The 15,903-nt window shown below is 45.9% G+C and carries 13 protein-coding genes; all 13 read left to right on the top strand.

Annotated elements, in window-relative coordinates; translation table 11 throughout:
* The first annotated feature begins 8 nt into the window (after nucleotides 1–8).
* The 13 genes from rsgA (at nucleotide 9) to ftsZ (ending at nucleotide 15,697) form a co-directional block, all read left to right on the top strand.
* On the top strand, nucleotides 9–902 hold the full coding sequence (gene rsgA / locus V6984_RS14435; protein ID WP_342760016.1) for a ribosome small subunit-dependent GTPase A: 894 nt from the start codon (nucleotides 9–11) through the stop codon (nucleotides 900–902).
* A gap of 27 nt (nucleotides 903–929) precedes the next feature.
* The gene (gene ychF / locus V6984_RS14430) at nucleotides 930–2,027 is read left to right on the top strand and encodes a redox-regulated ATPase YchF (RefSeq protein ID WP_342756314.1); all 1,098 of its coding nucleotides are present in this window, start codon (nucleotides 930–932) and stop codon (nucleotides 2,025–2,027) included.
* A gap of 250 nt (nucleotides 2,028–2,277) precedes the next feature.
* Nucleotides 2,278–2,709: a division/cell wall cluster transcriptional repressor MraZ gene (gene mraZ, locus V6984_RS14425; RefSeq protein ID WP_342756313.1), complete on the top strand. Its 432-nt coding sequence runs from the start codon at nucleotides 2,278–2,280 to the stop codon at nucleotides 2,707–2,709.
* Between the two features lie 18 nt (nucleotides 2,710–2,727).
* Nucleotides 2,728–3,663 (top strand): 16S rRNA (cytosine(1402)-N(4))-methyltransferase RsmH, encoded by a 936-nt coding sequence (gene rsmH, locus V6984_RS14420; RefSeq protein WP_342756312.1) that lies wholly within the window; start codon nucleotides 2,728–2,730, stop codon nucleotides 3,661–3,663.
* Nucleotides 3,664–3,716: 53 nt separating this feature from the next.
* Nucleotides 3,717–4,217 carry a cell division protein FtsL gene (locus tag V6984_RS14415; RefSeq protein WP_342756311.1) on the top strand — a complete coding sequence of 167 codons (501 nt, stop codon included), beginning with the start codon at nucleotides 3,717–3,719 and terminating at the stop codon, nucleotides 4,215–4,217.
* A 13-nt stretch (nucleotides 4,218–4,230) separates the two neighbouring features.
* Nucleotides 4,231–6,498, top strand: coding sequence for a penicillin-binding transpeptidase domain-containing protein (locus tag V6984_RS14410; protein ID WP_342756310.1), 2,268 nt, complete (start codon nucleotides 4,231–4,233; stop codon nucleotides 6,496–6,498).
* Nucleotides 6,499–6,585: 87 nt separating this feature from the next.
* Nucleotides 6,586–8,325, top strand: coding sequence for a peptidoglycan D,D-transpeptidase FtsI family protein (locus V6984_RS14405; RefSeq protein ID WP_342756309.1), 1,740 nt, complete (start codon nucleotides 6,586–6,588; stop codon nucleotides 8,323–8,325).
* A gap of 24 nt (nucleotides 8,326–8,349) precedes the next feature.
* Nucleotides 8,350–9,306, top strand: coding sequence for a phospho-N-acetylmuramoyl-pentapeptide-transferase (gene mraY, locus V6984_RS14400; protein WP_342756308.1), 957 nt, complete (start codon nucleotides 8,350–8,352; stop codon nucleotides 9,304–9,306).
* A 28-nt stretch (nucleotides 9,307–9,334) separates the two neighbouring features.
* Nucleotides 9,335–10,705 carry a UDP-N-acetylmuramoyl-L-alanine--D-glutamate ligase gene (gene murD, locus V6984_RS14395; protein ID WP_342756307.1) on the top strand — a complete coding sequence of 457 codons (1,371 nt, stop codon included), beginning with the start codon at nucleotides 9,335–9,337 and terminating at the stop codon, nucleotides 10,703–10,705.
* 73 nt (nucleotides 10,706–10,778) lie between these two features.
* Complete coding sequence (locus V6984_RS14390) at nucleotides 10,779–11,945, top strand: putative peptidoglycan glycosyltransferase FtsW (RefSeq protein ID WP_342756306.1); 1,167 nt, start codon at nucleotides 10,779–10,781, stop codon at nucleotides 11,943–11,945.
* A gap of 109 nt (nucleotides 11,946–12,054) precedes the next feature.
* Nucleotides 12,055–13,305, top strand: coding sequence for a UDP-N-acetylglucosamine 1-carboxyvinyltransferase (gene murA / locus V6984_RS14385; RefSeq protein WP_342756305.1), 1,251 nt, complete (start codon nucleotides 12,055–12,057; stop codon nucleotides 13,303–13,305).
* Nucleotides 13,306–13,310: 5 nt separating this feature from the next.
* Nucleotides 13,311–14,381 (top strand): cell division protein FtsQ/DivIB, encoded by a 1,071-nt coding sequence (locus V6984_RS14380; RefSeq protein WP_342756304.1) that lies wholly within the window; start codon nucleotides 13,311–13,313, stop codon nucleotides 14,379–14,381.
* Nucleotides 14,382–14,494: 113 nt separating this feature from the next.
* Entirely contained in the window at nucleotides 14,495–15,697 is a 1,203-nt protein-coding gene (ftsZ, locus tag V6984_RS14375) for a cell division protein FtsZ (RefSeq protein WP_342756303.1), read from the top strand.
* Nucleotides 15,698–15,903 lie beyond the last annotated feature (206 nt).

Raw genomic sequence — 15,903 nt, 5'->3', positions numbered from 1 at the left:
TGCATAGTATACAAGGGAAAATTATTAAGGGTATTGCCGGATTTTATTATGTGTATGTGCAGGACGGGGCCGATACACAAGGTAAAATATATGAGTGCAAGGCGAAAGGAGTTTTTCGTAAGGATAATATAAAGCCGTTAGTCGGCGACAATGTGCTCATGGATGTCCTGGATGAGGAGGCGCTGTTTGGAAATATCGCGCAGATATTGCCCCGCCGCAACGAGCTGATACGGCCTGCGGTAGCGAATATCGATCAGGCGCTTGTAATCTTTGCAATTGTGAAGCCGGAGCCTAATTTCAATCTTCTGGACCGGTTTCTCATCATGATGGAGAAGCAGGGGCTTAACAGCGTTATTTGTTTTAATAAACAGGATATTGCGACAAAAAAGGAAAAACAGGAGCTGCGGCGGGCCTATGAAAGCTGCGGCTACCTCGTGCTGTTTGTCAGTGCCAGAAAAAGGCAAGGGATGAAAGAGCTTAAGCGCTTGCTTGAGGGAAAGACGACGGCGGTGGCAGGTCCCAGCGGCGTGGGTAAGTCTTCTATCATAAACAGACTGAATCCGAAGGCCAATATGGAAATCGGAGATATCAGCAGGAAGATAGAAAGAGGAAAACATACGACCAGACATTCGGAAATCATTGCCTTGCATGGAGATACGTATATTATGGATACGCCGGGATTTACTTCCCTGCAGCTGTTCGATATGGAGAAGGAGGAGCTGAAGGACTACTATCCGGAATTCGAAGAATATGAAGAAGGCTGCAGGTTCGCAGGCTGTGTCCACATAGGTGAGCCGGACTGTAAAGTGAAGGAAGCGCTTGAGGAGGGCAGGATAAGTCCTGTCAGATACCATAATTATAAAATGCTGTACGAAGAACTGCGGGAACAAAAGAAATACTGAGAAACTTCAAAAGGAGATAAAGGAAAGATGAAACTAGGCATAGTAGGTCTTCCCAATGTGGGAAAGAGTACCTTATTTAATTCGTTAACGAAGGCGGGAGCGGAATCCGCAAACTACCCCTTTTGTACGATCGATCCGAATATCGGTATTGTAGCGGTGCCGGATGAAAGGCTGAAATTATTAGGAGATATGTATAAGTCCAAGAAGGTTACTCCTGCGGTTATTGAATTCGTAGATATCGCAGGTCTGGTAAAGGGTGCCTCCAAGGGAGAGGGGCTGGGCAATCAGTTCTTGAGCAACATCAGGGAAGTGGATGCCGTTGTACATGTAGTAAGGTGCTTCGAGGATTCCAACGTAGTTCATGTGGATGGGAGCGTCGATCCTTTAAGGGATATTGAAACCATAAATTTAGAACTTATTTTCTCCGATATGGAGATTCTGGATAGAAGAATAGCCAAAACGGGTAAGGGAGCGAAAATGGATAAGACGCTCGCCAAGGAAGCGGCACTGCTGGAAAGGGTAAAGGCTCATTTGGAAGAAGGCAAGCTTGCCAGCAGCTTCGAGTCTGAGGACGAGGACGAATTGAATCTGCTTGTTTCTTATAATTTGCTTACCTATAAGCCGGTTATCTTCGCAGCCAATGTGGCGGAGGAAGATCTGGCGAATGACGGAGCGGATAATCAGGGAGTTTCGGCGGTGAGAGAATTTGCGGCGAAAAGCGGCAGCGAAGTATTCGTTATCTGTGCCCAGATAGAGCAGGAGATCGCGGAGCTGGATGAGGATGAAAAGGCCATGTTCTTAGAGGACCTGGGACTTAAGGAATCGGGGCTTGAAAAGCTGATCAGGGCCAGCTACCATATTTTGGGCCTGCATAGTTTCTTAACATCAGGAGAGGACGAGACCAGGGCGTGGACCATTAAGATCGGAACGAAAGCACCTCAGGCCGCAGGAAAGATCCATACGGATTTCGAGAGAGGCTTCATCAAGGCCGAGGTGGTGAATTATAAAGACCTTTTAGCGCAGGGCTCACTTTCTGCCGCGAGGGAAAAAGGGCTTGTGGGAATGGAAGGCAAGGAATATGTGGTAAAAGATGGAGATGTTATTTTATTCCGTTTTAATGTATAGGGAATCCATATCTAGTACAAGGAACATTTGTTCACACAATATATTGAAAATGCCGAAAAAATGCACTTTTTAGGGAACTAAAAAGTGCATTTTTTATTGGAAAATATTAAAAGTAGCTTGTCAAACATTAATAATTAGTATAAAATCAAATTAAAAGTGGTAGAAAGTGGTGTGAAGTGGTAGAAAGTGGCAGCATAACACATCGAAAAGTGGCAGACCGCTTTTTAAATGGTATTGGCAGGTGAGCTTTATGTTTATGGGAGAATACAACCATACAATCGATGCGAAAAACCGGCTGATCATTCCTTCAAAATTCCGTGAAACTCTCGGTGAAGAGTTTGTCGTTACGAAGGGGTTGGATGGCTGCTTATTTGTGTACGATAACGAGGAATGGGCTGCATTCGAAGAGAAACTTAAAGGACTGCCGTTAACGAACAAGGATGCGCGAACCTTTGTCCGTTTCTTCCTTGCCGGAGCGGCCAGCGTGGAAGTGGACAAGCAGGGAAGAATCTTGGTTCCATCGGTGCTTAAGGATTTCGCAGGTATTATTAAAGACGTTGTTCTTATTGGTGTAGCCAGCAGAATCGAAATATGGAGCAAAGAAAGATGGGACGGCGAATCCGCTTACGAGGATATGGAAAGTATTGCCGAGCACATGGCGGAGCTGGGACTGGGCATATAAGAACTGGGAGGAAAAAGAATGGAATTTAAGCATGCCTCCGTTTTATTGCAGGAAACAATCGATAATTTGAAGATAAAAAGTACGGGAATTTATGTGGACGGCACGCTGGGCGGCGGCGGGCATTCCTTTGAAATAGCGGGAATACTTACTGAGGGCGGAAGGCTTATCGGAATCGATCAGGATGAAGCTGCCATAAAAGCGGCAGGAGAGAGACTTTCCCCTTATATGGACAAGGTCACTATCGTAAGGAGCAATTACCGAAATGCTCCGGAAGTATTGAAAGAACTGGGAATAGATAGTGTGGACGGCATACTGTTAGATTTGGGAGTTTCTTCCTATCAACTGGATGAGCTGGAGAGAGGATTTTCCTACAAATATGATACGAAGCTGGATATGAGAATGGACACGAGGCAGTCTGTCAGTGCGAGGGATATTGTAAACGGATATTCGGAGGCTGAGTTGTTCCGCATCATAAGAGACTATGGTGAGGACAAATTCGCCAAGAATATAGCGAAACATATCGTGAAGGCGAGACAGGACAGGCCTATAGAAACTACAGGAGAGCTGAGCGAGATTATAAAGGCGGCGATTCCTGCGAAGATGAGGCAGACGGGAGGACATCCTTCCAAGAAGACTTTCCAAGCGATTCGAATTGCCTGCAATAGGGAATTAGAGGTCTTGGAGGAGTCGATAGATTCATTTATCCAGTTACTGAGGCCGGAAGGGCGGCTTTGTATCATAACCTTTCATTCGCTGGAAGATAGAATCGTAAAGTCTTATTTCAGAAAAAATGAGAATCCATGTACTTGTCCGCCGGATTTTCCGGTGTGCATATGCGGGAATAAATCGAAAGGAAAAGTAGTTACAAGAAAGCCAATATTGCCCGGGGAGGATGAATTGGCGGAAAATAAGCGTTCTAAAAGCGCGAAGCTCCGTGTGTTCGAGAGAAGCTAGACAAAACAAATTATGAAAAGTTAAATCAAACAAGAGGGTAAGGGTAGGATGCTATGGCACAGTATAAGGGCAAGGTGCGCAGTGCAGGCAGAAGACAGCAGGCGCATACACAGCAAGGAAGAAATGCGTATGTACAAGGCAGCACAGTAAAAAAACTGGATGAAAAAATATACGCGCCGAGAGAGCCGAAGAGACAGATAAGCAATACCGCGAGGAAGAACCGTGAGAAGGCATATCATATGAGTTTTGGTTATGTACTTTTTTTGGCATGTGCAGTCGTAGCGGCAGGCTTTATTCTGACGGGCTATATCGGATTGCAGGCAGAGCTTACGAACAGCATTAAGAATGTTTCGAGGCTGGAGCGGGAGTTGAATAATCTTAAACTCGATAACGATGAGGAATACAGCAGAATTACGAGCAGCATCGATATGGAGGAAGTGAAGCGGATTGCCATTCAGGAATTAGGTATGAAATATGCGGAAGAAGGGCAGATCGTAACATTTTCCGGAGAGGCAAGCGACTATGTAAAGCAGGTCGCGGATATTCCGGAGTAAGGCAGGGATTGGTTTGAGCAGAGATAGAAAAGGAAGAACGAACAGATTTACAACCGGAATGCAGAAAAAGCTGGCAGTGCTATTTATTTTAGTATTGCTGGCTTTTGTAGGGTTGAGTGCAAGACTTGTGGTAATCAATAAGGAAAATGGCGAGAAATATAAGAAGCAGGTGCTGTCCCAGCAGGAATACGATAGCAAGACGATACCTTTCAGGCGCGGAGATATACTGGACAGCAAGGGGACTAAGCTGGCGGTCAGCGAAAAGGTCTACAATGTTATTTTGGATGCGAAAATCATGCTGGATGATGAGAAGGCGGTGGAGCCTACCATTGCGGCGGTACAATCTGAGCTTGGAATCGATGGCTCCGTCATAAGAGAACGCCTCGCCTCACATCCCGAATCTTCCTATTATGTATTGAAGAAACAGATGACCTATGAAGAAATCAGCGGTTTTAAGGCATTGGAGACAGATAAAGAGCAAGGAACGAATATAAAGGGAATCTGGTTTGAAGAAGAGTATAAGAGAAAATACCCGAATAATACGCTGGCCAGCGATGCGATAGGATTTACGACCAGCGATAACCAGGGACTTTATGGTCTGGAGCAATATTATAACGATGTGCTCAGCGGAACGCCGGGACGGGAATACGGTTATTTGAACGGAGATGCTGCTCTGGAGAGAACGACGATTGCGGCTGTGGACGGTAATTCCATCGTAACGACTATAGACGCCAATATTCAGAGCATAGTGGAAAAATATTTAAAAGAATTCAACGATCAATATAAGAACGATTATTTGGAGAGAAATGGAAGCAATAATACGGGCTGTATTATTATGGATGTAAATACCGGAGAAATTCTCGCTATGGCGAGCTATCCGGTATTCGATTTAAATAACACGAAGAATTCCGAGGATTTGATTGGAATGCCTATGGTGGACGAGCTGGGGAATAGGACCGGAGAATATATTACGGCGGAAAATCTTGCGGCTATGGAGGGAACGGAACAGCTGGATCAGAACTTCAACGCACTTTGGAGAAATTTCTGCATCAATGATACCTATGAGCCGGGCTCCGTAGCAAAGCCCTTTACGGTAGCGGCAGGAATCGATTCGGGAAGCATTACCGGCAACGAGACGTATACATGCAATGGATTTCTGGAAGTAGGAGATTATAAGATAAAATGCCATAATATATATGGTGACGGCCTTCTTACCGTGGCACAGGGCGTGGAGCGCTCATGCAATGTCGTCATGATGTATGTAAATATGGCTACTGGAAAAGATACCTATATCGATTATCAGCATATATTTAATTTCGGGCTGAAGACTAATATCGATCTGGCGGGAGAATCCAGAACTGCCAGCCTTGTATACGATAAAAATTCCCTGGGGCCTACGGAATTAGCCACCAATTCCTTCGGACAAGGCTTTAATACGACTATGATACAGATGATCGCGGGCTTTAGCTCCTTAATCAATGGAGGCAATTATTATGAACCGCATATGGTGAGTAAGATCATCAGCCCCAGCGGGGCTACGGTGCAGAATATCGAACCGAGGATATTGAAGCAGACGATTTCAGAATCTACTTCTGAAATTATTAAAGAGGACTGTAACCTGGTCGTATCAGGAGAAAACGGTACCGGTAAGACGGCGCGCCCGGCAGGATATATGATTGGCGGTAAGACGGGGACTGCGGAGACTCTGCCCCGTGGTAACAACGAATATGTGGTATCCTTTATGGGATATGCGCCTGCGGATGATCCGCAGATCGCAATTTATGTAGTAGTGGACAGACCGAATGTAGCCTATCAGGATGATGCGAAGTACGCGACGAGAATCGTCAGAAAAATTCTTACCGAGGTGCTTCCTTATAAGGGAATCTTCATGACGGAGGAACTGTCGGACGATGAACGTGCGGAATTAGAAGCGCTTCAGATAGAAATAACCACTCCCGTAGCTTCGGAGACAACAGACGAGGAAGGTCAGACAGCAGAGGGTACAGAGGGAGGCACATCAGGGGAGACAACGGGAGAGGAAGCTGCTGCGGGCGAAGCGCAGACCCAGGAGGGCGAAGAAGATAACGCTTATACGGAAGTATGGAAAACCTTCCCCATCGACCCTCAGACCGGATATGCCGTGGATCCGGATACGGGTGAGCTTGTAGACCCGGAAACGGGGCACAGCGTAACCGGCGAGAATTCAACGCCTGCCGGACGGGCGGGTACCAATGGTACGAGCAGCACAGACAGTACACAGGACGACGACAATCCCTTCTAAACACACCGAAGAATACGAAAAGTAGAATAACCTCATAAAAGGGATAATAGATTGTAGTAACACCTTTTTATGAGGTTATTGATACATATGTCATTGAAGAACAAAACATATATACGCAAAAAGATAGTGGTCACTTTTTTTGCATGTGTTCTGGCGTTTCTGCTCCTGGGAGGGCGGCTCGTATATCTTATGGTATTTCAATCGGAATATTACATGGAACAGGCCAAGGAGCTGCATGAAAGGGAGCGGAATATTAAGGCTGCCAGAGGTCGGATCATAGAGGCTACGGGAACTGTATTGGCGGATAACAGGACGGTATGTACGATATCTGTCATCCACAACCAGATTACACAGCCGGAGACCGTAGTTTCGGTGCTATCCAAGGAGCTTGGCCTTTCGGAAGAATATGTAACCAAGAGAGTGGAGAAATATTCCTCCATCGAAAAAATCAAAAGTAATGTAGATAAGGAGACCGGCGACAGAATCAGAGAGTATGATTTGGACGGAGTGAAGGTGGATGAGGACTATAAGAGGTATTATCCTTATGATTCGCTCGCTTCCAAGGTACTGGGCTTTACGGGCGGGGACAATCAGGGAATCATCGGTCTGGAAGTTATATATGAAGAATATTTAAAAGGGAAAGAGGGAACCATTCTTACGGTGACGGACGCCAAAGGTGTGGAAATCGCTGAAGCGGGAGAAGAGAGAGTGGAGCCGATAAGCGGAAACGACTTATACGTGAGTCTTGATGTGAACATTCAAAGCTATGCTACACAGCTGGCGTATCAGGCCATGGAGACCAAGGAGGCGGACAGCGTATCTATTCTTGTCATGAACCCTCAGAGCGGGGAAATAATGGCGATGGTAAACGTTCCGGAGTTCAACTTAAATGATCCTTATACCCTGCCGGAGGGAAGTGTTGAGCCGGTAAATGAGAAAGAAAAGCAAAATGCACTGAACCAAATGTGGAGGAACGGTTGTATCAACGATACCTATGAGCCGGGCTCCACCTTCAAAATAGTAACTGCAGCGGCGGGATTGGAATCCAAGGCAGTGAGCCTTACCGACCAGTTCAGCTGTCCCGGCTTTATTATGGTGGGGGACAGAAGAATAAGGTGTCACAAAGTGGGGGGACACGGAGCGGAGGACTTTGTGCAGGGCATCATGAACTCCTGCAATCCGGTATTTGTCACCGTAGGACTCAGAATTGGTGTGGACCGGTATTATGATTACTTTAAAAAGTTCGGTCTGCTGACGAAAACCGGCGTGGATCTGCCGGGAGAAGCAGCCACCATCATGCACAAGAAAGAGAACATTAAAGAAGTGGAGCTTGCTACCATGTCCTTCGGACAGTCGTTCCAGATCACACCGATACAGCTTGCTACCACTGCTTCGTCCATTATCAATGGGGGAAACAGAGTAACGCCGCATTTTGGAGTAAAAGTAGTAGATGCGCAGGGAGAAACGATAGAGACTTTGAAATATCCCGTAAAACAGAATATTGTCTCTGCCGAGACGTCGGAAACCATGCGGTATTTGTTAGAGCAGGTGGTGGAAAACGGAAGCGGCAAAAACGGTTATGTGGAAGGGTACCGGGTGGGTGGAAAGACGGCTACCAGCCAGACGCTTCCCAGAGGAAGCGGAAAGTATATTTCATCCTTCCTGGGATTTGCGCCTGCTGATGATCCGCAGGTGCTGGCTGTGGCTATCATCAATAATCCTCAGGGCATGTATTATGGAGGGCAGATAGCGGCGCCTATCGTACGGCAGCTTTTTGAAAATATTCTTCCTTATTTGGAAAGAATGGATTATAATGACAAAGGATGACTCGAGGAAAGGATTGGAAGTAAAATGAATCATACGGTTATTATATCTGTGGTAATATCTTTTATAATAAGTGTGGTATTAGGACCTTTTATTATACCTTTTTTAAAAAAACTAAAAGCAGGGCAGACGGTCAGAGATGATGGTCCCCAGACACATCTTAAAAAATCAGGAACCCCTACCATGGGCGGAATCCTTATTTTGATCAGCATTGTGGCCACCTCTATGATTTACATGAAAGACTATCCGAAGATCATGCCCATTCTTTTTTCCACCTTGGGCTTTGGATTGATCGGTTTTCTGGACGATTATATCAAGGTCGTCCTAAAGAGTTCCATGGGACTGCGGGCATGGCAGAAAATGCTGGGGCAGCTGTTGGTGACGGGGATATTCGCCTATTATCTGACGAACAACACGGGTATTTCCTTAGCGATGCGGATACCATTTATGCAGGGTAAATTCTTGGATATGGGCATATTGAATATTCCGATTTTGTTTTTTATTGTGATAGCAACGGTAAACGGTGCAAATTTTACGGACGGTCTGGACGGTCTGGCAAGCAGCGTTACAGTGATGATAGCAACCTTTTTTTCGGTGGTAGCGGTAGGCACCGCCAGCGGAGTAGAGCCGATAACCTGTGCAGTAGTGGGAGCGCTTTTAGGCTTCCTTCTATTCAATGTCTATCCTGCAAGCGTGTTTATGGGAGATACAGGCTCGCTTGCGCTTGGCGGCTTTGTGGCAGCGACGGCGTATATGCTGCAAATGCCCTTATTCATACCTATCGTAGCGCTCATTTATGCGGTAGAGGTGGCTTCCGTTATCATTCAGGTGGGTTATTTCAAGATGAGCGGAGGAAAGCGATTCTTTAAGATGGCGCCTATCCATCATCATTTCGAGCTGTGCGGATGGTCGGAGACGAGAGTCGTTGCGGTATTTTCTATCGCAACTGCCATGCTTTGCCTGATCGCACTTATGGGCATATAAAGACTGTCGGGAAAAGAGGAAATGTTTCATGGATTTACAAGGTAAGAAAGTATTGGTGATAGGAACGGGGATCAGCGGGATTGGAGCGGTAAAGCTGCTCAGCTTTGCGGGAGCGGCACCAATTTTGTATGATGAAAATAAAAAGCTGGAGGAAGCGGCGGTACGAAACAAGCTTCCCGCGGAAGTAAATGCAGAGATAGTAATTGGCAGCCTGCCAAAGGAACTGGAAGAAGAAATTGTTTTGGTGGTACCAAGCCCCGGCGTTCCGGCAGATGCGGCTGTTATAGAAGGCTTTCGAAAGAGAGGAATTCCCGTATGGGGAGAAATAGAGCTGGCTTATGCCTATGCCAAGGGCAGGCTGATTGCGATTACGGGAACCAACGGTAAGACTACTACCACATCTTTGGTAGGAAAGATTATGGAGGACTATTACGAATCCGTTTATATTGTTGGAAATATTGGCAATCCCTATACCGAAATTGCCCCGGAAACAAAGTCGGATACCATAACCGTGGCAGAAATCAGCAGCTTTCAGCTGGAGACTACGCAGACCTTTAGGCCGCAGGTATCAGCCATACTCAATATTACGCCGGACCATTTGGACAGACATTATACGATGGAAAATTATGCGGCGGTAAAGGAAAGAATCGCGAAGAACCAGACAAAGAACGATATTTGCGTATTGAATTACGAAAATGAATATACCAGAGCCTTCGGCGGCAGATGTTCCGCTCATGTTATCTTTTTTTCCTCTGTAAGAAAGCTGGAGAGAGGAATTTATCTGGAAGGGGAAGATATATATATAGCAGGTATCGGCCATGAGCAGGATGATAACAGAAGAAAAATCATGACTGTATACGATATGAACCTTGTAGGACTGTGCAACGTGGAAAACATAATGGCGGCCATCGCCATCGCGTTGAGCATGGAGGTGCCTCTCGAAAATATTTTGAGTACAATAAAGCGTTTTAAAGCGGTAGAGCATAGAATAGAATTTGTTGCTACGAAAAACGGAGTGGACTATTACAACGATTCCAAAGGCACCAACCCGGACGCCGCGATTCAAGGAATCAGAGCGATGTCCAAACCTACCGTTTTGATTGGCGGCGGTTACGATAAGCATAGTGAGTATGACGATTGGATCGAAGCCTTCGAGGGAAAGGTAAAATGCTTTGTACTGATCGGACAGACAGCGGATAAGATTGAGGAATGTGCCATAAAGCATGGCATCAGCAACATCATCCGTGCCGATAGTTTCGACGAAGCGCTGAAGATATGCACAAGAGAAGCGAAATCTGGAGATGCAGTGCTCTTGTCTCCGGCATGCGCGAGCTGGGGAATGTTTCCTAATTATGAGGTGCGCGGAAATATGTTCAAGGACTATGTGAACAACCTTTAAAGAGTTGCAGTTCAGCCTGAGCTGTTATTTTAAAGACATATATAAAAAAGAGAAGGAAGGAGTAGGACATTTCGTGGCGGAAAGAAGAGTAGGAAGACAACGGAAAAAACAATCGGAAAATTTTTTTGATTATAGTTTGTTATTTATTGTGCTGTTTTTGCTCGGATTCGGGTTGATTATGATTTATTCGACCAGTTCCTATGAGTCAAATCTTCAGTTCGGCGACTCCACCTTTTATCTTAAAAAGCAGGTAATAGCCACTGTGATAGGGCTTGCTGCGATGATAGTGGTAGCAAATATTCCTTATCATTTTTGGGAGCGCTTTGCGACTCTCGGTTACATAGGCTCCGGCGTGCTGATACCGCTTGTATTAGTTCCAGGTATTCAGTATTCAGCAAATGGAGCGACCAGATGGATTCGAATCGGCGGCTTTACATTACAGCCTGCCGAAGTGGCGAAGTTAGGTATGATTTTATTTTTGGCGAGTCTCGTCTGCCGGATGGGAAGAGGGATAAGGACGACGAAAGGTTTTTTTACCGTACTCGCTGTGCCGCTGCCGATTTGCTTGATGATTTGGCAGATTACTAACAATTTGAGTTCTGCCATCATTGTATTCGGAATCGCGGCTCTCATGCTGTTTGTGGCCAGCCCTGAGTATAAGAAATTCATACTGCTTGGCCTGGGCGGCGTAGCCGCCGTAGCGGTGCTTATATTCGCCGTGGTAAACGCAGCCTCCTCCGACGGCTTGAATTTCCGTGGGGAGCGTATTCTGGCCTGGCTGGACCCGGAGGCTTACGCAAGCGGGAAAGGCTTTCAGACATTGCAGGCACTTTATGCCATAGGCTCGGGAGGGATTCTGGGCAAAGGGCTGGGGCAAAGCATGCAGAAGCTCGGTTTTCTTCCGGAGGCTCAGAACGATATGATTTTTTCGATTATCTGCGAGGAGCTGGGGTTATTCGGAGCGATAGCTATTATTATTATGTTTTTGCTTTTAATATGGAGATTCATGGTAATCGCCAACAATGCGCCTGATTTATTCGGAGCTCTTCTTGTAGTAGGTGTTCTCGGGCATATTGCGATTCAGGTTATTTTAAATATTGCGGTCGTAACGAACACGATTCCCAGTACGGGTATCTCATTGCCGTTTATCAGCTACGGCGGTTCCTCCGTATTATTTTTAATGATAGAAATAGGTTTGGTCCTTAGCGTGGCGAAGGGAATTCGCCTGAAAGATCTGTAAGAAGGACATGGGCAAAAGCACTAAGGGGAAGTACAAGATACGTTTTTTAGTAAGTACCATATATATAGAATAGGTCAAATTCATAAAATCTGGATTAGAAGGTGAATCATTGGATTCTATTCATATGTATGGTGGAAATTTCTTACGTGGAGAGGTAAAAATACAAGGCTCTAAAAATGCCGTTCTTCCCATTATGGCGGCTTCACTTTTAATAAAAGGCACTTGTGTTATAGAAAACTGTCCGCGGATCGCGGACGTATATCTGATGCAGAACTTGCTTCAAGAATTGGGCTGTTTAGTGACATGGTCTGAGAATACGGTAACGATAAATGCTTCGCATGTCATCGACAACGCGATGTCAGGAGAATCTGTAAGGAGTATGCGCTCCTCGGTGATGCTTTTAGGAGCTATGCTGGGAAGAATCGGAGAGGTGTTTATGGCGTATCCCGGCGGATGCGTCATCGGTAAACGGCCTATCGACCTGCATCTTGCCGCCCTTAAGGAAATGGGAGTGGAGATAACAGAACAGGAGCATTTCTTTACGGCGAAGGTAAGCAGGCTGAAAGCTATGGATTATACGCTTCCATTTCCCAGTGTGGGTGCCACGGAGAACATTATATTGGCGGCGGTCTTGGCGGAAGGAACGACAACGGTACGAGGTGCGGCAAAGGAGCCGGAGATAACGGCGCTGTGCGAGTTCTTAAAGGCTGCAGGAGCCGATATCGAAGGAGCCGGAAAGCAGACGGTGGTCATAAAGGGAGTGAAGGAACTTGGAGAGGCGAGGTATACGGTACCGGGTGACCGTATCGTAGCAGGTACTTATCTCATTGCAGCACTGGCCGTGGGCGGAAACATTTTCCTGGAAAAAGCTCCGGCGGAACATATGACTGCTTTGCTGAAAACTGCTGTGCAGATGGGCGGTAATGTCACTATAAAAGAGAGCGGCGTGGGAGCCGTAGCGATTCGAAGGCTGGAAGCGGTTCCGTATCTCAAAACGGAGGTATACGACGGATTCCCCACCGATTTGCAGTCGCCTATAATGGCGGCCATGGCAGTAGCACGGGGAGACAGTGTGCTGGAGGAGACTATATTTGAAAATCGTTTTCGCATCGTGGATGAGCTTAGGAGAATGGGAGCGGACATTCGAACGGAAAAAAACAAAGCCTACATAAGCGGAATAGAGCGGCTGAAAGGGGCCGTTGTGGAGGCAGAAGAACTGCGGGGGGGAGCAGCGCTTATAGTAGCCGGACTCGAAGCCGAAGGGGAGACGGTTATTAAAAACAGACATTTTATCGAAAGAGGTTATGAGGATATTTGCAGGGATCTTAGAAATCTGGGGGCAGATATAAACATTGGGTAAAATAAATGAGCCAAAATAAGGATAAGGGAAAAAAAGAGAATAAGAACAAAAAGATAAAGTCCGGCAGCGGCGGAAAAGGTGTCTCTAAGTCAAAGAATAGCAATTCAAAGGCTGGAAGTTCGAAGAAAGGCGGTTCGAAAAACGGCAGTTCGAAGAACATCAATGTGAAGAGCAGCAGTTCGAAAGTCGATTATGCAAAAAGCGTTAGCAGTAAGAAAGTTGACTCGGGCAGGATTCTGATGGAAAGTTACTCTTCGAGGAGACCGCGAGGCACGAACCTGCGCCTCGTTAAAAACGGAGATTTGCCGGTGGATCCGCCGGCAAAGAGGTACGAGAGAAACGATGATTGGCTGGCACAGCATAAGAGTCTGGTAATTATAGGAATATCAATATTTGTGCTGGCGGCATTACTGCTTGCGGGATATTATTATATTATCACTACTTATACGGTAACTACTGTGTATGTGGATGGTAATGTACATTATACAAATGAAGAAGTGATGGATATGGTAATGAAGGGCAGATACGGGAACAATTCGCTGTATTTGGCTACGAAATATAAGGATAAGGGGGTAGAGGGTGTTCCTTTTGTGGAGAAGATGGATGTGAATATTCTGTCGCCGAATACGATTAGGATCAATGTATACGAAAAAGCGTTTGCCGGATATGTGGAATACCTCGGTCAGTATATGTATTTTGACAAGGACGGTATCGTAGCGGAAAGCTCTCAGGTAAAGACTGCGGGAGTACCGCAGGTGACGGGGCTTAGCTTCGATTATATCATTCTGAACGAGCCGCTTCCGGTAGAAAATGACACGATATTCAAACAAATACTAAGTATTACTCAGCTTCTTGAAAAATATAGCCTGTCGGCCGATAAGATATATTTCGATGCTTCTTACAGTATTACGTTGTTTTTTGGAGGGGTAAAGGTTACCTTGGGTACGGGAGAGGATATGGATGAAAAAATAATGAAGCTGCAATACATCCTGCCGGAGCTGGAAGGCAAGAACGGAACGATTCCGCTGGAAAATTACACAGAGGATACGAAGAGCATAACTTTTGATCCTGACTAGGCAAATTAACAGTAAGAAAAGCAAAAAAAACGAAAAATAGGTTGCTAATTTAGAAAAATAATTATATGATAACATGTAGGAGTTTAATTGGGAATGATGAAGGAGGAACCACCTTGCTTGAGATTAAGACAAACGATGCTGAGGCTGCAGCAAAGATTATAGTAGTAGGAGTCGGCGGTGCGGGCAATAACGCTGTAAATAGAATGATTGATGAAAATATTGACGGAGTGGAATTCATAGGAATCAACACGGACAAGCAGGCTTTGCAGTTATGTAAGGCTCCTAAGCTTCTGCAAATCGGTGAGAAGCTTACGAAGGGACTTGGCGCGGGAGCGAAGCCGGAGATCGGTGAGAAGGCTGCGCAGGAGAGCGAGGAAGAAGTGACTTCTGCACTTAAGGGTGCCGATATGGTGTTCGTTACATGCGGTATGGGAGGCGGCACTGGAACCGGAGCAGCGCCCGTTGTAGCTAAGATTGCCAAGGATATGGGAATTCTTACCGTAGGTGTTGTAACGAAACCTTTCCGTTTTGAGGCGAAGGCACGTATGGTAAACGCGTTGAACGGTATTGAGAGAATTAAGGATAATGTGGACACGCTTATCGTTATTCCGAATGATAAATTATTAGAAATTGTTGATAGAAGGACAACCATGCCGGATGCCCTTAAGAAGGCAGATGAGGTATTGCAGCAGGCAGTACAGGGAATTACCGACCTCATCAATGTTCCGGCTGTTATCAATCTGGATTTCGCGGATGTACAGACTGTTATGAAGGAAAAGGGAATCGCTCATATCGGTATCGGTTATGGAAAGGGAGACGACAAGGCTAGCGAGGCTGTTAAGATGGCAGTGGAAAGCCCGTTGCTCGAGACGACGATTTCCGGTGCTACTCATGTTATCATCAATGTTTCCGGCGATATTACCCTTGCGGATGCTTCCGATGCAGCAAGCTATGTACAGGAGCTTGCAGGAGATGAAGTGAACATCATCTTCGGTGCGATGTACGATGCGAACAAGGGAGATTCCTGCACGATCACTGTTATTGCTACCGGCCTCGAGGACGCGGGTGCAAAAACGGCTGCATTCAGTACATATAAGCCTGGGTATATCACGCCTTCATCTTTACAGGGTAAAGGTACTCACAGCGCGGGAGCGATGGCTACCGGAGGCTTGAATTCAGGAGGAAGCATTGTGCCGAATATTACGCCGTCGGCAACTCCTTTAAAGACGATTTCCGGGATCAATAAGCCGGGTGACATCAGAAGCTCGGTGGAGGAAAAGACCCTTAAGATTCCTGATTTTCTTCAGAGAAAATAGGAAGTGTTTATATTTGAAGTCGCCAGATTAGAATGTTAATTTGGACAAGCTGTCAGAACCGGATAGTGAATTAAAAACGACGATCTTGAATCTTTATGATTACAAGACCGTCGTTTTTTATCGTATAGGAAAAACTGTCGTTATGTGCGGTAAATAGCATGAATTATCAGCGCCCTTTTGACAAAAAAAGCGGACAATACTTTATA

This window comes from Kineothrix sp. IPX-CK, assembly GCF_039134705.1.
GTDB classification, from domain to species: Bacteria; Bacillota; Clostridia; order Lachnospirales; family Lachnospiraceae; genus Kineothrix; species Kineothrix sedimenti.
This window is presented reverse-complemented; position numbering and strand designations above follow the sequence as displayed.